Annotated in this window: 22 protein-coding genes; 14 read left to right on the forward strand and 8 right to left on the reverse strand. The window is 62.1% G+C overall.

Annotated elements, in window-relative coordinates; genetic code table 11:
- Positions 1-2 precede the first annotated feature (2 nt).
- From ASD32_RS03040 to ASD32_RS03055, 4 genes are all read left to right on the forward strand, one after another.
- Complete coding sequence (locus ASD32_RS03040; protein WP_060636428.1) at positions 3-3,182, forward strand: EAL domain-containing protein; 3,180 nt, start codon at positions 3-5, stop codon at positions 3,180-3,182.
- 158 nt (positions 3,183-3,340) lie between these two features.
- Positions 3,341-4,438, forward strand: coding sequence for a chorismate synthase (aroC, locus tag ASD32_RS03045; protein ID WP_060636429.1), 1,098 nt, complete (start codon positions 3,341-3,343; stop codon positions 4,436-4,438).
- Positions 4,439-4,456: 18 nt separating this feature from the next.
- A complete protein-coding gene (gene ribB, locus ASD32_RS03050) occupies positions 4,457-5,557 on the forward strand; it encodes a 3,4-dihydroxy-2-butanone-4-phosphate synthase (protein ID WP_060636430.1) in 1,101 nt (366 codons plus the stop codon).
- A 147-nt stretch (positions 5,558-5,704) separates the two neighbouring features.
- Positions 5,705-6,349, forward strand: a complete 645-nt coding sequence (locus ASD32_RS03055) for a GNAT family N-acetyltransferase (RefSeq protein WP_082546620.1) — start codon at positions 5,705-5,707, stop codon at positions 6,347-6,349.
- A 169-nt stretch (positions 6,350-6,518) separates the two neighbouring features.
- Here the strand turns inward: ASD32_RS03055 and ASD32_RS03060 are convergent, their stop codons facing one another.
- A complete protein-coding gene (locus ASD32_RS03060) occupies positions 6,519-7,709 on the reverse strand; it encodes a winged helix-turn-helix domain-containing protein (RefSeq protein WP_060636431.1) in 1,191 nt (396 codons plus the stop codon).
- Positions 7,710-7,821: 112 nt separating this feature from the next.
- Between ASD32_RS03060 and ASD32_RS03065 the strand changes: the two genes are divergently transcribed.
- The 6 genes from ASD32_RS03065 to ASD32_RS03090 all read left to right on the forward strand — a co-directional run bounded on the left by ASD32_RS03065 (position 7,822) and on the right by ASD32_RS03090 (position 12,016).
- Positions 7,822-8,502 (forward strand): ABC transporter ATP-binding protein, encoded by a 681-nt coding sequence (locus ASD32_RS03065; RefSeq protein WP_060636432.1) that lies wholly within the window; start codon positions 7,822-7,824, stop codon positions 8,500-8,502.
- Positions 8,496-9,116 (forward strand): energy-coupling factor transporter transmembrane protein EcfT, encoded by a 621-nt coding sequence (locus ASD32_RS03070; RefSeq protein WP_060636433.1) that lies wholly within the window; start codon positions 8,496-8,498, stop codon positions 9,114-9,116. The genes ASD32_RS03065 and ASD32_RS03070 overlap by 7 nt, the downstream gene beginning before the upstream one ends.
- Positions 9,117-9,194: 78 nt before the next feature.
- The gene (locus ASD32_RS03075) at positions 9,195-9,758 is read left to right on the forward strand and encodes a biotin transporter BioY (protein WP_060636434.1); all 564 of its coding nucleotides are present in this window, start codon (positions 9,195-9,197) and stop codon (positions 9,756-9,758) included.
- 75 nt (positions 9,759-9,833) lie between these two features.
- Positions 9,834-10,757: a zinc-dependent alcohol dehydrogenase family protein gene (locus ASD32_RS03080; RefSeq protein WP_060636530.1), complete on the forward strand. Its 924-nt coding sequence runs from the start codon at positions 9,834-9,836 to the stop codon at positions 10,755-10,757.
- A 63-nt stretch (positions 10,758-10,820) separates the two neighbouring features.
- A complete protein-coding gene (locus ASD32_RS03085; protein WP_060636435.1) occupies positions 10,821-11,747 on the forward strand; it encodes a histone deacetylase family protein in 927 nt (308 codons plus the stop codon).
- A 2-nt stretch (positions 11,748-11,749) separates the two neighbouring features.
- Positions 11,750-12,016 (forward strand): exodeoxyribonuclease VII small subunit, encoded by a 267-nt coding sequence (locus tag ASD32_RS03090; RefSeq protein ID WP_060636436.1) that lies wholly within the window; start codon positions 11,750-11,752, stop codon positions 12,014-12,016.
- Positions 12,017-12,028: 12 nt separating this feature from the next.
- Here ASD32_RS03090 and ASD32_RS03095 read toward each other — a convergent pair whose 3' ends face one another.
- Together ASD32_RS03095 and ASD32_RS03100 are read right to left on the reverse strand one after the other, a co-directional pair.
- Positions 12,029-12,379 carry a hypothetical protein gene (locus ASD32_RS03095; RefSeq protein ID WP_060636437.1) on the reverse strand — a complete coding sequence of 117 codons (351 nt, stop codon included), beginning with the start codon at positions 12,377-12,379 and terminating at the stop codon, positions 12,029-12,031.
- The gene (locus tag ASD32_RS03100) at positions 12,376-12,693 is read right to left on the reverse strand and encodes a DUF6516 family protein (RefSeq protein WP_244490087.1); all 318 of its coding nucleotides are present in this window, start codon (positions 12,691-12,693) and stop codon (positions 12,376-12,378) included. Before ASD32_RS03100 ends, ASD32_RS03095 begins: the two co-directional genes overlap by 4 nt.
- A 96-nt stretch (positions 12,694-12,789) precedes the next feature.
- Between ASD32_RS03100 and ASD32_RS03105 the strand changes: the two genes are divergently transcribed.
- Together ASD32_RS03105 and dxs are read left to right on the forward strand one after the other, a co-directional pair.
- Positions 12,790-13,713, forward strand: coding sequence for a pirin family protein (locus ASD32_RS03105; RefSeq protein ID WP_060636439.1), 924 nt, complete (start codon positions 12,790-12,792; stop codon positions 13,711-13,713).
- A gap of 163 nt (positions 13,714-13,876) precedes the next feature.
- Positions 13,877-15,790, forward strand: a complete 1,914-nt coding sequence (gene dxs, locus ASD32_RS03110; RefSeq protein ID WP_060636440.1) for a 1-deoxy-D-xylulose-5-phosphate synthase — start codon at positions 13,877-13,879, stop codon at positions 15,788-15,790.
- A gap of 20 nt (positions 15,791-15,810) precedes the next feature.
- Here dxs and opgC read toward each other — a convergent pair whose 3' ends face one another.
- Positions 15,811-16,914, reverse strand: a complete 1,104-nt coding sequence (gene opgC, locus ASD32_RS03115) for an OpgC domain-containing protein (protein ID WP_060636441.1) — start codon at positions 16,912-16,914, stop codon at positions 15,811-15,813.
- A 251-nt stretch (positions 16,915-17,165) separates the two neighbouring features.
- On the opposite strand from opgC, the gene ASD32_RS03120 reads away from it, so the two are divergent.
- Positions 17,166-17,969, forward strand: a complete 804-nt coding sequence (locus tag ASD32_RS03120; protein ID WP_060636442.1) for a TlyA family RNA methyltransferase — start codon at positions 17,166-17,168, stop codon at positions 17,967-17,969.
- Positions 17,966-19,216, forward strand: a complete 1,251-nt coding sequence (locus ASD32_RS03125) for a class I SAM-dependent RNA methyltransferase (protein ID WP_060636443.1) — start codon at positions 17,966-17,968, stop codon at positions 19,214-19,216. The genes ASD32_RS03120 and ASD32_RS03125 overlap by 4 nt, the downstream gene beginning before the upstream one ends.
- 20 nt (positions 19,217-19,236) lie before the next feature.
- Here the strand turns inward: ASD32_RS03125 and ASD32_RS03130 are convergent, their stop codons facing one another.
- The 4 genes from ASD32_RS03130 to ASD32_RS03145 all read right to left on the reverse strand — a co-directional run bounded on the left by ASD32_RS03130 (position 19,237) and on the right by ASD32_RS03145 (position 23,799).
- Entirely contained in the window at positions 19,237-19,968 is a 732-nt protein-coding gene (locus tag ASD32_RS03130) for a nucleotidyl transferase AbiEii/AbiGii toxin family protein (protein WP_060636444.1), read from the reverse strand.
- Positions 19,969-20,027: 59 nt separating this feature from the next.
- A complete protein-coding gene (locus ASD32_RS03135; protein ID WP_060636531.1) occupies positions 20,028-20,252 on the reverse strand; it encodes a hypothetical protein in 225 nt (74 codons plus the stop codon).
- A gap of 89 nt (positions 20,253-20,341) precedes the next feature.
- Complete coding sequence (mcpU, locus tag ASD32_RS03140; protein ID WP_244490093.1) at positions 20,342-22,420, reverse strand: methyl-accepting chemotaxis protein McpU; 2,079 nt, start codon at positions 22,418-22,420, stop codon at positions 20,342-20,344.
- 311 nt (positions 22,421-22,731) lie between these two features.
- The gene (locus tag ASD32_RS03145) at positions 22,732-23,799 is read right to left on the reverse strand and encodes a PHB depolymerase family esterase (RefSeq protein ID WP_060636446.1); all 1,068 of its coding nucleotides are present in this window, start codon (positions 23,797-23,799) and stop codon (positions 22,732-22,734) included.
- Positions 23,800-23,992 lie beyond the last annotated feature (193 nt).

A 23,992-nucleotide genomic window follows, 5' to 3' on the forward strand; every position in this document is an offset into this window, starting at 1 on the left:
TTTTGATCAAAAATGCTACAATCCGTCATCGCGTCTGGACGCTTGCCCGGCTGGCGAAACCGTCGCTTATTCCCGCGTTCATCGCAGCCGCCGTCGTCTTTACCGGCGGCTATCTGTTTGCGGAACAGAACCGTGCAAATTTCCGCAACGAGCTGAAGAGCAGCGTTCAGAACGACCTCAATCTCGTCTCGCTGCGCCTGCAGAGCGAAATCAACAACAACATCACGGCGCTGCGCGGCTTTGCCAACAATTTCTCCGCCGATCCGAATATTGCGCAATCGCTTTTCGACCAGCTGGCCACCAAGCTCCTCATCCAGAACCCGCAGATGGTGCGCGTTAGTGCCGCACCCAATGCCGTGATCCAGATGACCTTTCCGCTTGCCGGAAACGAGCGGATGATCGGAACCGATTTCAAGAAATTCCGCTCCTCGCGGGTCGCCATGGACCGGGCCGCGTCGAAGGCCAAACCCATTCTGGCAGGGCCGGTCAGGCTTCCCAGCGGCCGGACAGGCTTCAATCTGTTTTCACCCGTTTTCATCAAGGCGGGTGACAACCTGGTCTTCTGGGGCTTCATGGAAGCCGTCATCGATGAGCGGGATATCTACGCCAATGCGGGTCTGATCGACACCGGCCAGCATGACGACGAGGCCGACGGCACCAATCACCGCACCAATATCCAGCTGGCGATCCGCGACGTGTCCGTGCAATCGAGCATCCAGGACGCATTCTTCGGCGATACCGATCTGTTCGAGAAATCTCCGGTGATCCGCCAGCTGCAATTGCCCGGGGGAACCTGGGAACTCGCCGCCATCCCGGCCGAGGGCTGGGCGCAGGAACCGGCCAATGGCACATGGATCGACATTGCCATTTTCATCGCTGCGGCGATCATCATCATTCCGATCTTCCTCACCGGCGGGTTCGTCAACGAGCGACAGCGCAACATCGCCAAGCTGCGCTTGCGCGAACGCGAATTGCTGACCGTCTCGCACCGGCTGAACCTGGCGCTGGAATCCTCCAAGATCGGCATCTGGGAGATCGACCTCGACACCCAGGAACGGTCCTGGGACGAGCGCATGTACCATCTGCACGGCCTGCCGCCGGGCAATGGAGCGCCGCAATACGGGGAATGGCGCGGCACGGTGCATCGCGACGATATCGGCGCGGCATCGATGACCTTGTTCCGGGCGCTGGACGAGGATCTGGAATACCGTTCGCAGTACCGCATCATCGTCGCCGACGGCAGTGTGCGCCATGTGCGCAATGCCGGCTCCACCCATGTGGGCGCCGACGGCAAGGCCAAGATCACCGGCATGAGCTGGGACGTCACCGACGACGTGATGATGACGGAGCAATTGCGCACGGCAAAAGCCATTGCCGACGAGAAGAACGCCGAGCTGGAAAAGGCACTCACCGGTCTTTCCGAACGCGAGCAGCAGCTGGAGCTAATCACCAGACGGCTGGATCTGGCGCTGGATTCCTACAAGTGCGGCATGTGGGAGGCGGATCTCGATGCCGGCGTCACCTATTGGGACGAGCGCATGCATCAGCTCTACGGGCTGACCTATATCGATGGCGTCACGTCGCATGAAACCTGGGTGGGCACGATCCACCCGGAGGACCGCGAAGAAACGCTGACAAATGTCGGCCGCACGATTGCAGATGGCGTTCCCTATGTTCAGGCATCGCGCATCGTGTTGCCCGATGGTACGATCCGGCATGTGCGCTCCGTCGGCAAGATCCACGAGACGCCGGGCTCCAGCCGCAAACTGGTCGGCATCGCCTTCGATATCACCGACGACGTGTTTTTGACCGAACAGCTGCGCACGGCAAAAGCCTTGGCAGAAGCCAAGAACGGCGAACTCGCCGACGCCAAGGACCGCATCGAGCACAATGCCCTGCACGATCCGCTGACGGGACTTGGCAATCGCCGCATGCTCGACAAGGAGCTGGAAACGCTTTCCAACGCACGACGGGACGGGCTGAAGAACATCGCCATCCTGCATATCGACCTCGACCGCTTCAAGCAGATCAACGACACGCTCGGCCATGCGGCGGGTGACGCGATGCTGGTGCATGCGTCGAAAATCCTGCGCGCCAATGTCCGTGCCGGCGATATGGTGGCGCGCATCGGCGGCGACGAATTCGTCGTGCTGGTCACCAATCCGCCGGGCAAGGACTTTCTGTCCGGCCTGTCCGACCGCATCATCGTGCAGATGCGCCAGCCCGTGGATTATAACGGCTTTCCCTGCCGGTTCGGCGTCAGCATCGGGATCGCCTCTGCCGGCGACATGGCGATCGACGAGCGCCAGCTTTTGGTCAATGCCGATATCGCGCTCTACCGGGCCAAGGAAAACGGCCGCAACCGCCACGAATTCTTCACCGAGGCGCTGCAGGCCGAGATCGTCACCACCAAGCGCATCGCCGACGAAATTCTCGAGGGTATCGAACAGAACCAGTTCGTCGCCTGGTATCAGCCGCAATTCGACGCCGTGACCCTGCGGCTTTCCGGCGTCGAGGCGCTGGTGCGCTGGAACCATCCACGCGAGGGGGTGCTGACGCCTGACAAGTTCCTGCACATTGCCGAGGAACTGAACGTGGTGGCCACGATCGACCGCATCGTCCTCGACCGCGCGCTGATCGATGCGATGCGCTGGGCGGCCATGGGCATCGACGTGCCGAAGATTTCCGTCAACGTTTCGGCCAAGCGGCTGAGCGACGACTTGCTGTTGAACTCGCTGCAAGGCCTATCGTTCAAGCCGGGCCAGCTGTCGTTCGAGCTGGTGGAATCGATCTTCCTCGACGAAAGCGACGATATCGTCACCGCCAATATCGAGGGCATCAAGAAGCTCGGCATCGACATCGAAATCGATGATTTCGGCACCGGCCATACCTCGATCGTCAGCCTCTTGAAGATCAAGCCGAAGCGGCTGAAAATCGACCGCCAGCTGGTGGCCCCAATCCTCAATTCGCGCAACGAACAGGCGCTGATCCGCTCGATCATCGAGATCGGCCGGTCGCTGGGCATCGAAACCGTGGCCGAGGGCGTGGAAACCATGGCGCATGCGGAAATGCTGGGCCTGCTCGGTTGCGATCTGCTGCAGGGCTATGCCTTTGCCAAGCCGTTGAGCTTCGATAGGTTCGTGGCCTTTGCCGGCAAGGAAGCGCTGCAGCTGGCCTCCTGATTAGCGTTTCCCGCGAGACAGACTGTTCACGCCGCAATCCATGAAATTTCGCCAGAAAGGTTTTCCCTTTCCGGCATTTTCCACTATGAGTCTGCGCCTACTGAATGGCGCGGCGGCTCGCCCGGATGCGCTTGGCCTCATTTCCGGTTGCCTGATCCATGTCGCATAACACTTTCGGTCATCTTTTCCGCGTTACCACCTGGGGCGAAAGCCACGGACCGGCGCTCGGCTGCGTCATCGACGGCTGCCCTCCCGGCATCCGCTTCACCCTGCCCGAGCTGCAGGCCTGGCTCGACAAGCGCAAGCCCGGCCAGTCGCGCTTCGTCACCCAGCGCCGTGAGGACGATCTGGTCAAGATCCTCTCCGGCGTCATGCTGGACACGGACGGCGAGACGATGATCACCACCGGTACGCCGGTCTCGATGATGATCGAGAACACCGACCAGCGCTCCAAGGACTATTCCGAGATCGCCAAGAGCTACCGGCCGGGTCACGCCGACTATACCTATGACGTCAAATACGGCATCCGCGACTATCGCGGCGGCGGCCGGTCGTCGGCGCGCGAAACCGCAGCCAGGGTCGCGGCCGGCGGCCTTGCGCGCAAGGTCGTGCCGGGGCTTCTCGTGCGCGGCGCGCTGGTGCAGATCGGCAAGCACAAGATCAACCGCGACAACTGGGACTGGAACGAAGTCGGCAACAACCCGTTCTTTGCGCCGGATCCTGCCATCGTTCCGGTCTGGGAAGACTATCTCGACGGCATCCGCAAATCCGGCTCCTCGGTCGGCGCCGTTGTCGAAGTCATTGCCGAAGGCGTGCCTGCCGGGATCGGCGCGCCGATCTATGCCAAGCTCGACCAGGACATCGCCTCCAACCTGATGTCGATCAACGCCGTCAAGGGCGTGGAAATCGGCAACGGTTTCGGCGCGGCCGAAATCACCGGCGAGGAAAATGCCGATGAAATGCGCATGGGCAATGACGGCAAGCCGATCTTCTTGTCCAACCATGCCGGCGGCATATTGGGCGGCATCTCGACCGGCCAGCCGGTGATCGCCCGTTTCGCCATCAAGCCGACCTCCTCGATCCTCACCGAGCGGCAGTCGATCGACTCGGACGGCAAGAATGTCGATATCCGCACCAAGGGCCGCCATGACCCTTGCGTCGGAATCCGCGCCGTGCCGATCGGCGAAGCCATGCTTGCCTGCACCATTGCCGATCATTACCTGCGTGACCGTGGCCAGACCGGCCGGTTGAAGTAACATCCAAGGAAGAACCCCATGCCCTTTGACCAGAAGCGCGTTGCCGATGCCATCCGGGCCTTCGAGGCCGGCGAGATCGTTGTCGTCACCGATGATGACGGCCGCGAGAACGAAGGCGACCTGATCGTCGCAGCCGTCCATTGCACGCCGGAAAAAATGGCCTTCATCGTGCGCCACACATCCGGCATCGTTTGCGCACCGATGCCGAAGGAAGAGGCAAAGCGCCTCAACCTCAACGCCATGGTGGCGGAAAACGATTCGGCCCATACCACGGCCTTCACCGTCACCGTCGATTTCAAGCACGGCACGACCACGGGCATTTCGGCCGACGACCGGACGCTGACGGTGCGCAACCTTGCCAATCCGAATGTTGGCGCCGCCGACTTTACCCGCCCCGGCCATATCTTTCCGCTGGTTGCCCGCGAAGGCGGCGTGCTCATGCGGTCGGGCCATACGGAAGCGGCCGTCGATCTCTGCCGCCTTGCCAGCCTGCCGCCGATCGGCGTCATCTGCGAACTGGTCAATGATGACGGCACCGTCACGCGCGGGCCGCAGGTCACGGATTTTGCCGAAAAGCATGGCCTGAAGCAGGTTTCCGTCGCCGATCTCATCGCCTACCGGCAGCGCAAGGAAACGCTGATCAATCTGGAAGCGTCCTTCGATGTCGATACTCCCTATGGCAAGGCCAAGGCGCATGCCTATTCGCTGCCCTGGGATCCGATGCAGCATCTGGCCGTCACCTTCGGCGACATCCGCGACGGCGTCGATATCCCTGTGCGCCTGCATCTGGAAAATGTCGCCGCCGACGTCTTCGGCCGCGATTGCCAGCTCGATCCGATCATGAAGCGCATGTCCGAACAGGGCCGCGGCGTCATCGTCTACCTGCGCGAAGGCTCCGTCGGCGTCGGCGTTTCAACGACGGCACGCGCGGGCAAGCATGAGCGCGAAGAGCATAGCGAGGCCCAGGCCCGCGAAAGCGAATGGCTGGAAATCGGACTGGGCGCCCAGATCCTCAAAGACCTCGGCATCACCTCGATCCGCCTGCTCTCCTCGCGCGAACGCCACTATGTCGGCCTGGAAGGTTTTGGCATCGAGATTGCGGCGACTGAGATCATCTGAGCCGGGCGCAATGAGCATTCTGGGCCACCGGTCTGGACATGACCGGTGGCTTTTTTGTTTTTGCCGGGAATGATTGCGCACCGATTGGGTCTGGAACTGAAAGAAGAATTAGGCATACTCGCCAGGACGACGGTTGGATGTTCGAACATGGACATTTTACAGACGGCACAGCTGACGCTCAGCCCCTGCTGCCCGGACGATAGCGCTGATTTCATCAATCTGGAGCTTGATCCCGAGGTCATGCGCTTTTTGAACGGCGGATATGCCGTCGATCACGAGCGGACAGAGGAGAATGCGACGTTCCTTATGCCCAGGGGAACGGAGCCCTATATCTGGACAGCGCGCCGGACCACCAATAACGCCTTCGTTGGATGGTTCTGCCTCTGGCCGGAGAGCGTGGGTCTGGCCGAACTCGGATACCGGCTGCGCCGGGAGGACTGGGGCCAGGGGCTGGCCTCGCAGGGCGCTTTCGCCCTCGTCGATTGGGGATTTAAAAGTGCCGGCTACGAGACGATCGTGGCGACCACGATGGCGGTCAATCAGGGATCACGCCGCGTGATGGAAAAAATTGGCATGAACCATGCGTACACAGTCGCCTATGACGGTCCAGATGCGATTGCGGGCAGCGAACATGGCGAGGTCTGGTACGAGGTGACGCGGTCGCAGTGGACGAGGCGCCAGCACGCAGAGATCGAGGCCGGACTTGCCGAAGCTGACCGGGGAGAGTTTGCCAGTGCCGAAGCGCTGGCGAATGTGATCGCAAAATATGTCAAGCCCGATCGGCCGGCATGAAGGGACGGTCGATCCGCTGGACCGAACGCGCCGTCAGGCGGCTTGGCGAGATCGGCCGCTGGCTCGTCAGCAGGCTGTCGGCAGCGTGGTTTTCTCAGGATTCGGCAGGTCACTTGGGAACAGATCCATACCAAATCGTCCCGTCATCTCTGAGAAGGGCACAGCGACCCTAACCGTTCCACCCCTCCAGAAACACCACCTTCTCCACCCCGGCGAATTTCGCCAGCCGGTCGAGTTCTGCTTCCAGGCGCTCCATGCGGCCGGATGATGGGCGCACGCCCTTTTCCCACCAGAGCCGTTTGACGGTGAGCGTGCCGTTCTTGCGCTCAGCCTTCATGTCGATGCGGCCGACAATGCGGTCGCCTTCGAGCAGCGGGAAGACGTAATAGCCGTATTCGCGCTTGGGCTCGGGGACGAAGATTTCGATGCGGTAATAGAAGCCGAACAGGCGTTCGGTGCGGTTGCGGTTGCGGATCAGCGGATCGAAGGGGGAGAGCACGCGCATGCGGGCGGGCGCTTCCGCAAGGCCGCCGAGATTGCCGGGGAAACCGGCGAAGGCATAGGAAAGACGCGGTTTTTCGCCATCGGCCGGCTCGATCATCACTTCCGTCAACTCGTCGCGGTGTTGCAACACCCAGGCTTTCGCCTCTTCCGGCGAGATCAGGTCGAAGAAGGCGGCGATTTCGCCATGGGTGGCAAAACCCAGCCGTTCGAGCGCTGCCCGGCAGGCCCAGTCGAGGAAGGCGTCGTGGCTGACCTCGGGCTCATAGTGATGACCGGGAATGACGCGCTCGGCGAGATCGTAGATCTTCTGGAAATTCTGGCGGCCGGCGATGGCGAGCTTGCCGGTATGCCAGTAATATTCGAGCGCCGTCTTGTTGGGATGCCAGTTCCACCAGCCGCCCGATTTGTGATCGGCGACCTTGAGGTCGCGCGACATGGTGCGGCCGCCTTCGGCAATGCGCTGGAACGTCTCCTCAAAGGTGCTGTCAAACCCTTCGCCATGCCATTTCAGCCAGCGCTCCTTCAGCACAGGCTCGCGCCTGGCAAACCGGTGCTTCCAGTAGCGGAAAAATTCCGACGGCAGGATGGAGGCATCATGCGTCCAGTGTTCGAACAGCGCGCCGTCCTTTTCCAGAAGCTCGGTCAGGTGTTCGCGCTTATAGGTCTGGTTGCGCGAAAACAGGATCTGGTGATGGGCCCGCTCGACGGTCGAGATGCTGTCCACCTGTACGAAGCCGATCTCATGGATGAGATCGAGCAATCCCTGCTTGCCGAGCGCCCGGTTGGGGGCTGCGGCCAGGCCTTGCTTGTTGAGGAAGATGCGCCGGGCATCACGGTTGGAAACGAGAATCGCCATACCTAATCTAGGCAAATGTTCACAGTTTGTTCAAGCCCCAACCGGAAGCCTCTTTCCATCGGCGAAGAAATCGTCCTATAGAGCCTCGACATTCGAACGCGGGGGACGCGGATTGGACATACGCTTTGCCAGCGTGTCCGTCAGTTTTGGCGGGCGCACGGTTCTTCAGCCGCTGACGCTGTCGCTGAGCGAGCGGCGCATCGGCATTATCGGGCTGAACGGCTCGGGCAAGACCACGTTCGCACGGCTGATCAACGGACTGGTCAAGCCGTCCACCGGCACCGTGACCGTCAACGGTCTCGATACCGTCAACGATGCCAGCGCGACACTGGCCGAGGCCGGTTTCATCTTCCAGAACCCGCAGCACCAGATCATCATGCCGATCGTGCACGAGGATATCGCCTTCGGCCTGAAGAACCGGGGCTTGAACGCTGGCGAGATCGAAAGCCGGACCGCAGCCGTACTCGAACGGTTCGGCATTGCGCATCTGGCGCGGCGCCGGGTGCACGAGCTTTCCGGCGGCGAGACGCAGCTGGTCGCGATTGCCAGCGTGCTGGTGACCGGCCCCGGCATCCTCATCCTCGACGAGCCGACCAACCAGCTGGACCTGAAAAACCGGCGTCTGGTGGAAGAGACCATTGCAAGGCTTGATGAGCACACCATCGTCATCAGCCACGACCTGCCGTTGATCGCGCAATTCGACCGCGTGCTTTTGTTCCACGATGGCCGGCTCATCGCCGATGGCCCGGCGGACGAGAGCATCCGCGCATATCATGCGGTGGCCGCATGCTGAACGGGCTGAATGTCGAGGGCACGACGCCGCTGCACCGGATGTCCGTGCGGGCAAAGCTCGCCATTCTGCTCCTCTGCGGGCTGGCGCTCTATGCCGTGTCCTCACTCACTATCCTCGTTCCGGTCTTCCTCATCGCTGCGGCGATCTATTTCACCACCGGGCTTTCCTTCGGCGAGGCGGTGTCGCGGCTGAAACCGGTTCTGTTCACCATCCTCATCCTTTTGATCGCCACGGCCTATCTCACTTCGGTGCGCGAGGCGGCTGAAAGTTTCTTCCGGCTGATGGCGATCGTGCTGTTTGCCGGCGCCGTGACCGCGACGACGGCGACCGGCGCCTTCATCGACGAAATCACCCGGCTTTTGCAGCCGCTCGACCGGCTCGGCCTGGTGCGGGCCGCCGATGTCGGGCTGGCCTTCGGGCTGGTGCTGCGCTTCGTGCCGGATATCTTCAACCATTACCAGTCGATCCGCGAGGCGCACCGGGCGCGCGGACTGAAGGTCAGGCCGTTGACGATCCTTGCGCCGTTGATCATCCTGACGCTGAAAGATGCCGACACGATCGCCATGGCCATCGACGCGCGCGGGTTCAGGCGGCCACGGGAGAACCATCGCTGAGCGACGGCGCGACGCCTCTCAATCTTTTGCGGCCTTGCCCGGCCGGATACGACAATACCGATAGACAAAGGACCTGCCATGACCACCAGAGACCTCGTTCTCATTGCCCTCTTTACCGCCATCATCGTGGTTCTCGGCCTCATCCCGCCGGTGACGCTCGGCTTCATTCCGGTGCCGATCACCGCCCAGTCGATGGGCGTGATGCTGGCCGGCTGCATCATCGGCGCCAAGCGCGGTGCGCTCGCCTATGTGCTGCTCGTGCTTTTGGTCGCAATCGGGCTTCCGGTTCTGTCGGGCGGCCGTGGCGGGCTTGCCGTCATCCAGGGCCCGACCGGCGGTTTCGTGATCGGCTGGATCGCCGCAACCTTCGTGACGGGCCTGATCGCCGAGCGGCTGGTCAAGGAAGGCCAGAGCGAAATCAAGCAGTTCGCCGGCTTCTTCATCGCCTCCGTGGTCGGCGGTATCGCCGTTCTCTACGCCATCGGCATGCCGTGGGTTACCGCCGTCACCGGTACGCCGCTCCTGGCGGTTGCCACCGGTTCGCTCGCCTTCATTCCCGGCGATATCGTCAAGGCCGTGATTGCGACGCTGGCGGCCCGCGCCGTGCTTGCCGGTTATCCGCTGCTGCACGCACGCGCCTGAGGCCGCGTGAGCGATCATCTTGCAGCGCTCGTGACAGAATATGGCAGGCCGGAGGATGTGATCCGGCTTGCGCGGATGCCCTGTCCTGAGCTTCAACCGGGCATGATCGAGATCGCGGTCGATCGCGCCGCGATCAACCCGTCGGACCTGATCCCGGTGACGGGGGCCTATCGCAATCGCACCGTCCTGCCCTTTGTCCCCGGCTTCGAGGGGACCGGGACCATCAGCCGTGTCGCTCCAGATGTCACCGGGTTCAAACCCGGCGACCGCGTGCTGCCACTCGGCGCGAGCGGCCTGTGGCAGGCGGTTTTGCAACGCCCTGCCGAATGGTGCTTTGCCGTTCCCGCCGATCTTTCAGCGGAGCAGGCGGCGACCGCCTATATCAATCCGATGACCACGCTGCGGCTCATCTCCGCGTTGCAGGATCATTTCGGTGGTGTCTCCAGCCTTGCCGGCGTTCGGATCGGCGTCACGGCTGCCGGTTCCGCCATCGGAAAGATGCTGCTGAAGACGCTGACGGCGCAAGGCGCTGATGTGACCGCCATCGTCCGAAACGAGAGCACGGCTTCCCGGCTGCCTGCCCTGCCGGGTCTCCGGACGCTCTTGACCGGGCAGAAGCCGGCGGATCAGGACCGGAGGTTCGACGCGGTGGCCGATGCGGTCGGCGGCGAGACCGGCGGCAGCCTGCTCCGGCACAATCTTTCGGCCGGCGGCGCGTTCCTGCAATATGGCGCGTTGAGCGGGATGCCGATTGCGCAATCGGTCCTTCTCGCCCGGCCGGATGTACGCTTTTCTTTCCTCTGGCTGCGCACCTTCGTCCATTCTGCGGGACGCGAAGCGCTAACGCATGCGTTGGCCGAATGCTTCGACGGCCTTCGCGAGGGACCATTAGCAAGCGAGATCGCCGCCACCTATCCGCTGTCCCGGCTTGCAGACGCGCTCAAGCACCAGAATGCCCCGGATCGCCGCGGCAAGGTGCTGATCGACCCGCGCTGTTGAAAACACCGCAAACGCCCTACCTAAGCCATGGACCTTCACACCTTGACGCCATAGGTTCCCGCCATGACCACGATCCTGTTCGAAAACCCGATCTTCCTGGAGCACAAGGTTCCGGAGGGCCATCCGGAACGGCCCGACCGGCTGAAGGCGCTGAACCTTGCGCTCGAGCATGAACGGTTTTCGCCGCTGACCCGGCTTGAGGCGCCGCAGGGCAACGAGGATCTGGTGCTGCTTGCCCATCCCGAACAGCATCTGCGCACCGTGATGTCCGCCATTCCCGAGGACGGTATCGAGGCGCTCGAGGCCGACACCTATGCCAGCCCCGCCAGCCTGCAGGCCGCCCTCACCGGCATTGGCGGCGCGGTCGCGGCTGTCGATGCGGTGTTTTCCGGCAAGGCCGACAATGCTTTCGTCGCCTCGCGCCCGCCCGGCCACCACGCCGAGAAAAACAAGGCGATGGGCTTCTGCTTCTTCAACAATATCGCCATCGCCGCCCGCCACGCCCAGCAGACATACGGGGTTGAACGCGTCGCCATCGTCGATTGGGACGTGCACCACGGCAACGGCACGCAGGACATCTTCTGGGACGATCCGTCGGTGCTGTTCTGCTCGACGCACCAGATGCCGCTCTATCCCGGCACAGGTGCCAAGACCGAGACGGGTGCCGGCAATATCGTCAATGCACCGCTTTCGCCCGATACCGGCAGCGAACATTTCCGCGAGGCCTTCAAGTCGCGCATCCTGACGGCGCTCGATGATTTCCGCCCGGATTTCATCCTGATCTCCGCCGGTTTCGACGCCCATCACCGCGATCCCCTGGCGCAGATCAATCTGATGGCAGAGGATTTCGACTGGGCGACCGGGCGTCTGCTGGATGCCGCCGGGAAAACCGCCAACAACCGCATCGTCAGCCTGCTCGAAGGCGGCTACGATCTTCAAGGGCTGGCCGAATCGGCCGGAACCCATATCTACCGCCTGATGAGAGGATGACCATGACCACGCAAGCGCAACCGGGCGCCGCCCCAACCGACGTATCCGCCCTCTCCTTCGAAAAAGCCGTCGAGGAACTCGAAGCCATCGTCTCGGCGTTGGAGCGCGGCGATGTGGCGCTTGATAAATCCATCGAGATCTACGAGCGCGGCGAAGCGCTGAAGAAACATTGCGAGGCGCTTCTGGGTGCCGCCGAAAACCGCATCGAGAAGATCAGGCTCGACCGGGCGGGCAAGCCGCAGGGCGTGGAGCCGCTCGACGGGGAGTGAGTGCGACCCGTTCTACAGGGCAATGGTCGTTCTGATTTCATCGTAGCCTGCATGCAGGCCGGTGGCATCGTGTTCGATCAGACCGGCTTTCGTGAGAATTTCCACGTCCTCGTGAACACGCCGGTAGTCGCGGCCCAGGCTGCGCGCCAACGCGGCGATACTGGCTTGCGGATGGCGGCGCAGATGCCGCAGCAATTCAAGCCGCTTCGTCGTCATCGTCTGTGACAGCGCATCCCAATTCACGAAGGTCAGGTGGTCCTCGGAAACGGCCTCGCCCTTTTCCGCGCGATGCCAGGCCTCAGTGACCCTCTTTTCCAGATCGCCAAAGGAACCGCCAATATGAAGCTGCACATCCTTGCTCATATCCGCTCTCCTCTTATTTTTTCGACATCCAGCCGGAAATCGGCCAGCAGCTTTTCAATGGAGACAAACGCGTAATCTTCTTCGCGGTCACCGTAATGGCGATGATCACCCTTGCCGCGTTCATTGTCATATCCAATCATTCTCTCACCGGGGCGGCCGTAAAACAGTGAATATTTGAGAAAGTGGGATGTTGGCGGAACGGATACCGGCACGCGCCAGACCTTGACCTCAAGGATGGCTCCATCCTGAAAAATCAGGCGATCGCGAATGATCAATATCGCTTTCATCGCGCAAAATATGTCATGCGGCGCCATATGGCGTCAAGCGCCATAAATCCTGGAAAGCAGCACTGGTAGTTTTGCTGCTGCGGGCCTACCTTAGTGCCGATTTAAACCGACGAGGATCACCCCATGTCCTTCTTTCCCGGAAACGATCCAGACGCTGGTGATGCGCCAGCCTGCGATGCGATCGAGCATCTGATCATCCCGCGCACCAGCGATATCGGCAATCTGCAGGTGCGCCGGGCGCTGCCCTCGGTCAAGCGGCGGCTGGTCGGGCCGTTCATCTTCTTCGACCGGATGGGACCTGCCTTGCTCAAAGCCGGACAGGCGCTGGATGTGCGGCCGCATCCGCATATCGGGCTTTCCACCGTGACCTACCTGTTCGACGGCGAGATCAAGCATCGCGACAGCTTAGGGACCGAGATGGTGATTTCGCCCGGCGACCTCAACCTGATGACGGCGGGGCGCGGCATCGTGCATTCCGAACGCTCGCCGGAAAACCTGCGCGGCAAGCCGCAGTCCATCTCCGGCCTGCAGACCTGGCTGGCGCTGCCGGATCAATATGAGGAGATCGACCCGATCTTTGCCCATACGGAAAAGCGGGAGCTGCCCTCCTTCGATACGGACGGCCTGAAGGGGCGCGTGGTCATCGGCCAGTTCGAAGGCATGCGGTCGCCGGTGTCGGTTTTTTCCGACACGATCTATGTCGATCTCACGATCGAACCCGGCAAGAGCGCGCCGTTTGCGGCCGAATGGGAAGAGCGCGCGCTCTATATTCTGGAAGGCGAGGCCATCATCGCCGGCGATCATTTCGCCAGCAACCAGCTGCTGGTTTTCCGGGCCGGCGATGCGATCACCGTCACGGCCGGACCGGCCGGCTGTCATATCATGCTGTTTGGCGGGGCGGCACTTGGATCCGCCCGGCATATCTGGTGGAACTTCGTGTCTTCCTCTAAGGAACGCATCGATCAGGCCAAGGAAGAATGGCGAACCGGCCGTTTCGACATCGTGCCGGGAGACGAGGAAGAGTTTATCCCTTTGCCGGAGCGGTAATATTGGTTAAACTCGCCGGAACGCCGCAAGAAAACCGGTTTTTGCAATCCATAACGAACCTGTTTAAAGACGCGGCTCCCAGCGGATACCAACACAGACATCGCGGCTCTCTTGATGCTGCGAGAATGAAGGCCCTAGCGTGACACAATTGCCAGTCCATCCCATGCCGGCGACCCCCCTTCTCGATCAGGTTGTTTATCCCGATGATTTGAAGAGGATCGAGGACAAGGACTTGCCGCAACTGGCAGCCGAACTGCGCACCGAGATGATCGATGCGGTATCGCGCACCGGCGGGCATCTGGGCGCGGGTCTTGGCGTCGTCGAGCTGACCATCGCCATCCACAAGGTCTTCAACACACCGCATGACCGGCTGATCTTCGATGTCGGCCATCAATGTTACCCGCACAAGATCCTGACCGGCCGCCGCGACCGGATCCGCACGCTGCGCCAGGAGGACGGCCTGTCCGGCTTTACCCGCCGCGCCGAAAGCGAGTACGACCCCTTTGGCGCTGCCCATTCCTCGACCTCGATTTCCGCCGGCCTCGGCATGGCGGTCGCAGCCGACCTGTCCGGCGAGCACCGCAATGTCATTTCCGTCATCGGCGACGGCGCGATGTCGGCCGGCATGGCCTACGAGGCGCTCAACAATGCCGGCGCGCTCGATGCGCGGCTGATCGTCATCCTCAACGACAACGACATGTCGATCGCGCCGCCGACGGGGGCCATGAGCGCCTATCTCGCCCGCCTTGCCTCCGGCCGCACCTATATGGGCTTTCGCGAGCTGGGCAAGAAACTGACGGCCTATCTTGGCAAGTCGGTCGACCGGGCGATTACCCGAGCGGTCGAACATGCGCGCGGCTATGTCACCGGCGGCACATTGTTCGAGGAGATGGGCTTTTACCATATCGGCCCGATCGACGGGCATTCCTTCGAGCATCTCCTGCCGGTCTTGCGCAATGTGCGCGACAACTCCAAGGGTCCGGTGCTGATTCATGTGGTGACGCAGAAGGGCAAGGGCTATCCGCCAGCCGAAGCTGCTGCCGACAAGTATCACGGCGTCAACACGTTCGACGTCATTACCGGTGCGCAGGCGAAAGCCAAGCCGAATGCGCCGGCCTACACATCCGTCTTTGCCGAAGCGCTGACGCAGGAAGCCGAGTTTGACGACAAGATCGTCGCGGTTACTGCGGCCATGCCGTCCGGCACCGGGCTCGACAAGTTTGCGCTCGCCCATCCCTCGCGCTGCTTCGATGTGGGCATTGCCGAACAGCATGCGGTAACCTTTGCCGCCGGTCTGGCGTCGGAAGGCTACAAGCCGTTCTGCGCGCTCTATTCGACCTTTCTGCAGCGCGGATATGACCAGGTGGTGCATGACGTGGCGATCCAGGGATTGCCGGTGCGCTTTCCGATCGACCGCGCCGGTTTCGTCGGCGCCGACGGCCCGACGCATGCCGGTTCGTTCGACACGACCTATCTTGCCACCCTGCCCGGCTTCGTGGTCATGGCGGCCGCCGACGAGGCGGAACTGAAGCATATGGTGCGCACGGCGGCCGCCTATGACCAGGGTCCAATCTCATTCCGCTATCCGCGCGGCGAAGGCGTCGGCGTGGAAATGCCGGAGCGCGGCGAGATCCTTGAAATCGGCAAGGGCCGGATGATGAAACAGGGCTCGAAGGTGGCGCTGCTTTCCTTCGGCACGCGTCTGGCCGATTGCCTGCTTGCGGCGGAAGACCTCGATGCCGCAGGCCTTTCGACGACGGTCGTCGATGCCCGCTTCGCCAAGCCGCTCGATCACGACCTGATCCGCCAGCTGGCCAAGCACCACGAGGTGCTGATCACCATCGAGGAAGGTGCTGTCGGCGGTTTTGGCAGCCATGTGCTGCAATTCCTTGCCCATGAAGGCCTGCTCGACAATGGCCTGAAGATCCGGCCGCTGGTGCTGCCCGATATCTGGATGGAACAGGCCAAGCCCGAGGCCATGTATGCCAAGTCCGGCCTCGATCGCGCTGGCATCGTTTCCACCGTGTTCAAAACGCTTGGGCAGAAGCAACGCATCGGCTCCAGCGTCGCCGGCTGAGGCGCAAGCTCGAAACAGTCTCAGGCGGTGCGGTGCAGGCCGTAGGACGCAGCCTGCGCCCGTGTGGTCTTGCGGGCCTCGAGCCACCAGCCGATGACAAGCTGCAGCGCGCAGCCGCCGGCCAGCAGCAGCAGCTGAAGGGCGACCGGCATATCGGGATCGAGCGTCATCAGCACCACCGCACCGAAAGACAACAGGATCCCCACCGAAAAGACCGCCAGGCTGTGGCGTCCTGCCAGGCAGAGGAGCCGTAAGCCTGGATGACCGGCGGCCGCTTTAACGGCTGGAATGTTCCAGGCGAGATAGAGGATCGCCAGAACATTGGCGATGCGCAAAGGGCCGTCATTGATCTTCGACACCAGCTGATGATGGAGTTCGCCGAACGGCGAGGCCATGAAGCCGAGGTGAATGGCCAGATTGGCGGGGATGGCGGCCAAGGCGAAAATGGCGGCAGCGGCAAAGACGAGCTTGTTATAGGGGAAAACCGGCTGGCCGCGCTTCATGCGGGCGCCGAGATAGATGCCGATCACGAAGATGAACTGCCACGATAGCGGGTCGAAAAACCAGGTCCTGCCTTCAAGGGCGGCATTGGGAAAGTTGATATGGCCAAGGCCGGCAATGAACCAGATGAGGCAGGACAACCCCAGCAGAAACGTCTTTGACCAGTCATGCAGCAGGAAAGCGAAAGGGGCGATCAAAAGCAGCACGACATACATCGGCAGAATGTCGAGATTGCCGGGCATATAACTTAGCGACAGCGCCTGAAGTCCGTGGTGCAACGGGTTCTGCCAGAAATTGGTCATGTCGGCCGTCCAGGCGATCCGGTCGAAAGCCATGATCACCATCGCCGATACCGTCACCATGATCGCAAACAGCAGGAGATGCACGGCATAGAGCCGCATCGCCCGCTTCCAGGGCCGTGCCACCTGCAGACCCGCGTGCGGACGGTGATAGGCGAGAGCGCAGGACATGCCGGCCAGAAGAACGAAGATTTCCGAGGCATCCGAAAAGCCGCGTGATTGCTGAAACGTCGCCGAAAACGTGAACTCCGCGTGACCTATGAAAATCAGCAGAAGCGACAGCCCCCGCAGAAGGTCTATTCTGTTCTCCCGTTCGCCGTTCATCTCAGGTTTCCACGGTTGCCACCATCGCGGCGGGCGCGATCACCTCTTCCTAAAGCAAAAACCTTACTCTCCCACCTGATGCCATCGATACAATTTTAGCGATTGTTGTTTTTGGTTAAGCCTTCATGTTGTACTTCCCTGCCCGGCATTCCCAGCAGGATCAGGGTCGCGATCATGCTCTTTCGGCATTATTTGCCCGCGCCCGGCCGCCTGGCCCTTGCCATCGCGGGCCCGACGCGCCATGAGAACCCATGTCAAACGAACCAAAAACCTCCGTCCGCCTCGACCAGCTGCTTTTGAACCTGGGGCTTGTCGCCAGCCGTTCGCGCGCCCGCGATGCGATCCAGCGCGGGACCGTCACCGTCAATGGCCGCGTCGTCACCAAGGCGAGCTCGACCTTTCCCGAGGATGTGACCATCGCCATCGATGATCCGGTCCAGCCCTATGTGTCGCGCGCGGCGCTGAAGCTGAAGGCGGGCCTGGAGCATTTCAAGCTGTCGCCGGAAGGACTGGACTGCCTGGATATCGGTGCCTCGACCGGCGGCTTTACCGAAGTGCTGTTGCATGCCGGTGCTGCCCATGTCATTTCCGTCGATGTCGGCCACGGCCAGTTTCATCCGCGTCTGGAGGCCGATCCGCGCGTCACCAATATCGAGGGGCTGAATGCCCGGGTGCTGGATGAGGATCATCTGGAAGACCGCGAGATTTCCTTCATCGTTTCCGACGTCTCGTTCATCTCGCTGAAACTGGCGCTGCCGCCGGCGCTTGATCTGGCCGAACCCGGCGCCCATTGCATCCTGCTCGTCAAGCCGCAATTCGAAGCCGGCCGCGAGGCGATCAGCAAGGCCGGCCTGCTCAAGGATCCGTCGACCGCGCCTGCGGTTGCTGCCGAACTGGAACGCTGGCTCGTCGAAGACATGGGCTGGGTCAGCCTTGGTCTCATCCCCTCGCCGATCTCGGGCGGTGACGGCAACGAGGAATATCTGCTGGCCGGCCACAAGCCGCTCGAAGACGGCGATGGCTTGGGCGACGACGAAACGGATGAAGACGCATGAGCATGGAGACGCTGACGATCGAGAAGATCGGCCAATCCGGCGATGGCATCACCCGTGGTCCGTTCGGGCCGGTCTATGTGCCGTTCACGCTGCCCGGCGAAACCGTGGCGCTGGCGGTTAACAAGGACAAGGGCACGGTCATGTCGATGACCGATATCTCGCCCGAGCGCGTCGCGCCGAAATGCCGGCATTTCGGACCGGATGGCGAGAACGGCACCTGTGGCGGCTGCAGCCTGCAGCATGCCAGCGACAGCCTTTACCAGAGCTTTAAGCGGCAGCTGGTCCTCGACGCCCTGAAATCGAAAGCCTTGCAGGCCGAGGTCGCACCGTTGGTCATTGCCAACCCGGGCGAGCGGCGGCGCACGGTATTTACGGCGCGGCGCACCGAAAAAGAGCTGCTGCTCGGCTATAACCAGCCTGAAACCCATCATATCGTGGCGATATCGGAATGTCCCATCGCAAGCCCCGGCATCGTGTCGCGGCTTGCAACCATCCGCACGATGGCAAACGCCATGGCCGTCAACGCCGAGCCGTTCCGCATCACCGTGCTTGAAACGCTGTCCGGCCTCGATCTGGCCTTTGACGGCATCAAGGCGATGGACGACCGGCAGCGGCGCATGGCGGTCGAAACCGTTCTTAGCCTCAAGGGCATTACGCGGCTGAGCCTCAACGGCGAAATTCTGGTCGAGCCGGTCAAGCCGGTCATCGATTTCGGCGGCGTTTCCGTTTCGCCGCCGCCGGGCAGCTTCACCCAGGCGACCAAGCCGGCCGAAGAAGCGATGACGGCGCTGGTGCTTGCGCATCTGGGCAAATCCAAGCGCGTCATCGACCTGTTTTCCGGGTCGGGCACTTTCTCGCTGCGCATCGCCCGCAAGGCGCGCGTGCACGCCGTGGAAAGCGAAGACAAGCCGCTGAAGGCACTGGATCTTGCCGCGCGCAACACGCAAGGGCTGAAACCTGTCACCGTGGAAAAGCGCGACCTGTTCCGCCGGCCGATGATGGCTTCGGAACTGAAGGTCTACGACGCGATCGTCTTCGACCCGCCCCGCGCCGGCGCTGAAGTGCAAACCAAGGAAATGGCCCGTTCCGGCGTCAAGAAGATCGTCGCGGTCTCCTGCAATCCGGTCACGCTGGTGCGCGACCTGCGCATCCTCGTCGATGCCGGCTACCGCATCACAGGCGTCACCCCGATCGACCAGTTCCTCTGGTCGTCGCATGTGGAAGTGGTGGCGACGCTGGAGAAGTGAAGCTGAGCGTTCCAGTCGAATTAAAGCGCCGCTGAAGGAATATCGATGGATGCAGCCGGCCAAATCCGGCGGCACTCTTGCCGGAACGCGGCAATCGCTTGAACCGCGTCGTCATTCTTCATCTGTACGGCATCGGAAGCGCGACGGAGTTCCGCCAAATCACAAAGGCGGTTGACGACCCAGATCGCCCGTCTTTCGATATCTGCGCCATAGGCCCGCTCGACCTTGGCAAGCGCTGTCCCTGGAATATTGCCGAAACCTTTGATCAGCATGCCGGTATCGAAAGCATCGCGATAATTCACTGACGGATCAACGCAGCGATCGGCATTTGCAAGCAGCTTTTCGGCAAACATGTTGGATGGCGACAAAGTCGGCACCGCGAGGACTTCATCAAGGCTTCCATCGAGATCGATGCGCGCTTCCCGGACGATTTCGAATTTTATGGTCAGGCCGCGATAACCCAGGAGCGTTCTGATACCGTATTGATCCGCTTTGACGTCGCGGACGCTCTCAACCTTGCTTGAGAAAAAAGCATTTACGCCCTCGGTGACAGCCGCCATGCGCAGTTTCCGATACCCATCGACGTCTGAACATAGAAAATCGATATCCACCGATCGGCGATATTCTCCAAGCTTCAGAACGATGGCTGTTCCTCCCCCGAACCAGCACTTGCTGTCCAGGAGAAACGCGTGGTTCATCGCGCCCAGGATTTCTGCAATGATCTGATGTTCCGCGAGGAGATATTGAGCCATGAGGTCCTGCGCTGCGTTTTATCGATGATGCAGGATCATGCACCTGGGGTGAAGGGCTGTCAGGAAAAAAGCCTGCCGCCCGCGCCGAATTGGCGCTCCAGGCTTTGGATCAGCTGGGTCTCCGCAGCGGTCAAATGCGCCGTATCGACGAAACGCCAGTTGCGCTCGTAAAGGGCAAAGGCTTCTTCCCGCAAGATAGGCCGCGTAATGTCGCGGTTCCAGGCCAGCAAACGCAGCTCCGGATAATCGGCGGGGACGATGCTGTTGTCGACGGCGGCGGTCATCGCAGCAATATATGACCACCGGGCAGTCATATCAACATGCGAACCCCGGCAGCACCTGCGTTCTGCCGGGGGTTTCAAAAGGCTCTTGTCTATGCCGCGCGACGCCCATAGGCCGGTTGTCTTGCTGCCGCCTGCTGTGTGCCACCGATATTGAACTGGGCGAGCAGGTCGTTGAGGGCGGCGGCTTCGGAGGCGAGGCCGTGGCTGGCGGCGGTTTGCTCCTCGACCATGGCGGCGTTCTGCTGGGTGCCCTGGTCCATGGTGTTCACAGCCGTGTTGATCTCCTGCAGCCCGGTTGATTGTTCGCGGGTGGAGGTGACGATGGCGCTGATATGCGTGTTGATCTCCTGGACCTCAGAGACGATCGCCTGCAGCGACTGGCCGGTTTCGCCGACGAGGGTCACCCCGGCGCGGACCTGCTGGCCGGAGGTGGTGATCAGCGCCTTGATCTCCTTGGCGGCATTGGCCGAGCGCTGGGCGAGTTCGCGCACTTCCTGGGCAACGACGGCAAAGCCCTTGCCGGCATCGCCCGCGCGGGCCGCCTCGACGCCGGCATTCAGCGCCAGCAAGTTGGTCTGGAAGGCGATGTCGTCGATGACGCCGATGATGTTGGAGATTTCGCCGGACGACTTTTCGATGCCCTGCATGGCATTGACGGCATTGCGTACGACCTCGCCGGATTTTTCGGCACCGGCACGGGTACGGGCAACCAGCTGGCCGACTTCTTCGGCGCGGCGGGCACTGTCCCTGACCGTGGTGGTGATCTGTTCCAGCGCTGCGGCGGTCTCCTCGACCGAGGCTGCCTGCTGCTCGGTGCGGCGGGCGAGATCGTCGGCGGCGGTGCGGATTTCGGTGGCACCCGCATCGATGGCGCGGGCATTGGTGCCGACGGCCTGCAAGGTCTGGTGCAGCTTGGTCACCGAATTGTTGAAGTCGGCGCGCAGGCGGTCGAGATGCGTGACGAAGGGAACCGAGATGCGGTAGCCGAGATCGCCATCGGCAAGGCGGCCAAGACCGGTTGCGAGTGCCTCGACGGCCTGCTGGATATCGGCGGTTTCGCGGGCCTTCAACGCTTCGCGCTCGCGGCGCTCCTGTTCAGACAGCGAGCGGCCGCTCTCGGCTTCGCCTTCCAGACGCGCCCGTTCGATCGCATTGGTGCGGAACACGGCAACGGCTGCGGCCATCGAGCCGATCTGGTCGCGGCGCTCCTGGCCGGGGATTTCGGCCTTAAGATCGCCTGCAGCCAGCCGCTCCATGGCGCCGGTCATATCGGTGACCGGACGGATGACGAGACGGCTGAGAAGGGTCGCAAGGAAAGCTATCATCATGCCGACCGCCAGAAGCGTGGCGATGGTGGCGGCAATCCGGAACTGGCCGATGGCGGAATAGGCGAGATCGGCATCGACGGCGAAACCGACATACCATTCCACCGTTGGCAGGCCCGCGACCGGCACGAAGCTGACCAGCATCGGCTTGCCCTCAAGCTCGGTCTCGACGATTGCCGAACCGATCGATGGCGTCGTGACGGGGAAAGCATCCGTGAGCGTCTTGGTGACCAGCTTGGCATCGGGATGGACGAGGATCTGGCCGGACTTGTTGACGAGGAAGGCAAAGCCTTCGCCGCCGACATCGATATCCTTGACCATCGAGACCAGCGTCTTCAGCGAGAAATCGCTGCCGGCCACGCCAGCCAGCTTGCCATCCTTCATGACCGGGGCTGCAGCGCTGATGATCAGGTCGCCGCTTGACGCATCGATATAGGGATCGGTAAGCACGCTGCCGCCGGCCTTCACCGCGTCCTGATACCAGGGGCGCTTGCGCGGATCATAGCCCTCCGGCATCGGCATGACCGGCCAGGTGGTGAATTTTCCGGTTTCGTCGCCGACATAGGTGCTGATGAATTCCTTGACGAGAACATCGTTGTTGAGCGTGGCTTCGAGCCCGGCCTGGCCGGCGACCGCGCCTGCGGCATCGGCCACCATTGCCGTTAGGGTGACGCGGCCGTTCAGCCAGTTGGCCACGCTTTGGGCCGCCTGCTTGCCGGAGGAGGAAATGTTGTCTTCGACAGCACGGGTCGTCGTGTCGTGCTGGAGGCTGTCAATATAGACGGAGAAGCCGGCAAAGGCGGCAACGACGACGAAGGACGCGGCGACAAGGATGCGCGTCATCAGGTTCGATCTTTTGGACAAGTCAGGTTTCCCTATTGCGGCCAGGCGTTTGCGCCCGGCGGAGGCTCGATCTTATGCGCATGCGGGACCGGCGGCCGGCGCTTTCAACGCAAGGCTGTTCCAGAATGCGGAAAATGGGGGGACATGCCGCAAAGGGCCAATAGCAGAGCGTGCATCATGCGGCCCTTCAGGAACCGGACGACCGGGCCCGTTATGATCAAATCATATCGGCGCGCACTTAAGGCAGTGTTAAATTTCACCGCCGGAAAACCAGGGATTTCGGGGCTTTCCGGGCGATTGAGCCGTCTGCGCTAAAGCAGTGGCGGCTTCTTCAGGCCCCAGGCGGTTGCCAGATGCATGGAGGAGGAAATGCCGGCATCGAGCATGTAGGGACCGGGCGTATCAGCCTTGGCGCGCGAGGCGGGCCTCGGTTTCAACGGCGTGCCGTGGCCCATGCCGTCGATCAGGTAAAGTTCGACGGCGGTCCTGCCGTCCTTATCCTTCCAGACGCGATGGACATGGCCATCGACGTCGTTCTGCGCATAGGCATCGATCTTCAGGCCATGGACATCCAGCCATTGCTGCAACAGCGCATCGGCGTTGGAGAGGGAGACGGTATGATCCCTCGTGCCATGCCAGATCGACACTGTCGGAAAATCGCCGGTGACCGGCGACGCTGCGCGCACCAGGTCGCCCCATTCCTGCCCTGGCCGTTCCGGCGCGGATTTCATCGCAGACAGCGCGCGATGGACGTCACGGGCCGCGCCATAGGCAAGGCCGGCGATGACGCCGCCGCCGCGAAACACGTCGGGATAGGTGGCCAGCATCGCCGCCGCCATCGCGCCGCCGGCCGAGAGCCCGGTGACGAAGACCCGCTTGCGGTCGATCCCGTGGGTAGACGCCATCTTGGCGACCATCTGGCGCACCGACATCACCTCGCCGCGATCGCGGGTGACGTTGCTCGGGCGAAACCAGTTGAAACAGAGATTGCCGTTGTTGGAGCGCTTCTGCTCGGCATAAACGACGGCAAAGCCGCGTTCGCGCGCCAGGGTCGACCAGCCACTGCCGAGATCATAGGCTTGCGCCGTCTGCTGGCAGCCATGCAGCACGACGACCAGCGGGGATTTTTTCGGCAGGTCGGCCGGGACATAGCGCAGCATGCGCAGGCGGCCGGGATTGCTGCCGAATGCCTTGACCTCCTGCAGCCCTGCCGCCGGTTTGGCTGACGTCCGGGCTTTTGCAGCCGGCGCTGCTGGCGATGGTTTTGCGGAGGGTGCTAGCGCCTTGCGCGTCACCTTGACGGCCTTGGCGATGGTCTTTTCCCAACGGCGATGCTGCTTGAGCATGTCGGACAGGGAAAACTTGAAACGAGACCGCATGGACGAACCCTTGTCTGCCGGCATTCTCCCAATGCCGAAATTCCTCCACGCTATGGGTTTCAATATGGAGCACAGCCTGCGGTCCGGCAAGGGAGCGGGGTGGACTATTGTGGAAGTCAGCTCCGCGTCTGCGGCATCACCCCCCTCTGTCGGCGACGCCGACATCTCCCCCGCAAGGGGGGAGATCGGCCGC

The sequence above is a fragment of the Rhizobium sp. Root483D2 genome, assembly GCF_001426685.1.
Taxonomy (GTDB): Bacteria; Pseudomonadota; Alphaproteobacteria; order Rhizobiales; family Rhizobiaceae; genus Pararhizobium; species Pararhizobium qamdonense.

Bases quoted from the DNA above. Each gene is read 5' to 3' on its own strand.
- aroC (WP_060636429.1), top strand. From the start codon at position 3,341: ATGTCGCATAACACTTTCGGTCATCTTTTCCGCGTTACCACCTGGGGC.
- ribB (WP_060636430.1), top strand. From the start codon at position 4,457: ATGCCCTTTGACCAGAAGCGCGTTGCCGATGCCATCCGGGCCTTCGAG.
- ASD32_RS03055 (WP_082546620.1), top strand. From the start codon at position 5,705: ATGGACATTTTACAGACGGCACAGCTGACGCTCAGCCCCTGCTGCCCG.
- ASD32_RS03060 (WP_060636431.1), bottom strand. From the start codon at position 7,709: ATGGCGATTCTCGTTTCCAACCGTGATGCCCGGCGCATCTTCCTCAAC.
- ASD32_RS03070 (WP_060636433.1), top strand. From the start codon at position 8,496: ATGCTGAACGGGCTGAATGTCGAGGGCACGACGCCGCTGCACCGGATG.
- ASD32_RS03075 (WP_060636434.1), top strand. From the start codon at position 9,195: ATGACCACCAGAGACCTCGTTCTCATTGCCCTCTTTACCGCCATCATC.
- ASD32_RS03080 (WP_060636530.1), top strand. From the start codon at position 9,834: ATGCCCTGTCCTGAGCTTCAACCGGGCATGATCGAGATCGCGGTCGAT.
- ASD32_RS03085 (WP_060636435.1), top strand. From the start codon at position 10,821: ATGACCACGATCCTGTTCGAAAACCCGATCTTCCTGGAGCACAAGGTT.
- ASD32_RS03090 (WP_060636436.1), top strand. From the start codon at position 11,750: ATGACCACGCAAGCGCAACCGGGCGCCGCCCCAACCGACGTATCCGCC.
- ASD32_RS03095 (WP_060636437.1), bottom strand. From the start codon at position 12,379: ATGAGCAAGGATGTGCAGCTTCATATTGGCGGTTCCTTTGGCGATCTG.
- ASD32_RS03100 (WP_244490087.1), bottom strand. From the start codon at position 12,693: ATGGCGCCGCATGACATATTTTGCGCGATGAAAGCGATATTGATCATT.
- ASD32_RS03105 (WP_060636439.1), top strand. From the start codon at position 12,790: ATGTCCTTCTTTCCCGGAAACGATCCAGACGCTGGTGATGCGCCAGCC.
- dxs (WP_060636440.1), top strand. From the start codon at position 13,877: ATGCCGGCGACCCCCCTTCTCGATCAGGTTGTTTATCCCGATGATTTG.
- opgC (WP_060636441.1), bottom strand. From the start codon at position 16,914: ATGAACGGCGAACGGGAGAACAGAATAGACCTTCTGCGGGGGCTGTCG.
- ASD32_RS03120 (WP_060636442.1), top strand. From the start codon at position 17,166: ATGTCAAACGAACCAAAAACCTCCGTCCGCCTCGACCAGCTGCTTTTG.
- ASD32_RS03125 (WP_060636443.1), top strand. From the start codon at position 17,966: ATGAGCATGGAGACGCTGACGATCGAGAAGATCGGCCAATCCGGCGAT.
- ASD32_RS03130 (WP_060636444.1), bottom strand. From the start codon at position 19,968: ATGGCTCAATATCTCCTCGCGGAACATCAGATCATTGCAGAAATCCTG.
- ASD32_RS03135 (WP_060636531.1), bottom strand. From the start codon at position 20,252: ATGACCGCCGCCGTCGACAACAGCATCGTCCCCGCCGATTATCCGGAG.
- mcpU (WP_244490093.1), bottom strand. From the start codon at position 22,420: ATGACGCGCATCCTTGTCGCCGCGTCCTTCGTCGTCGTTGCCGCCTTT.
- ASD32_RS03145 (WP_060636446.1), bottom strand. From the start codon at position 23,799: ATGCGGTCTCGTTTCAAGTTTTCCCTGTCCGACATGCTCAAGCAGCAT.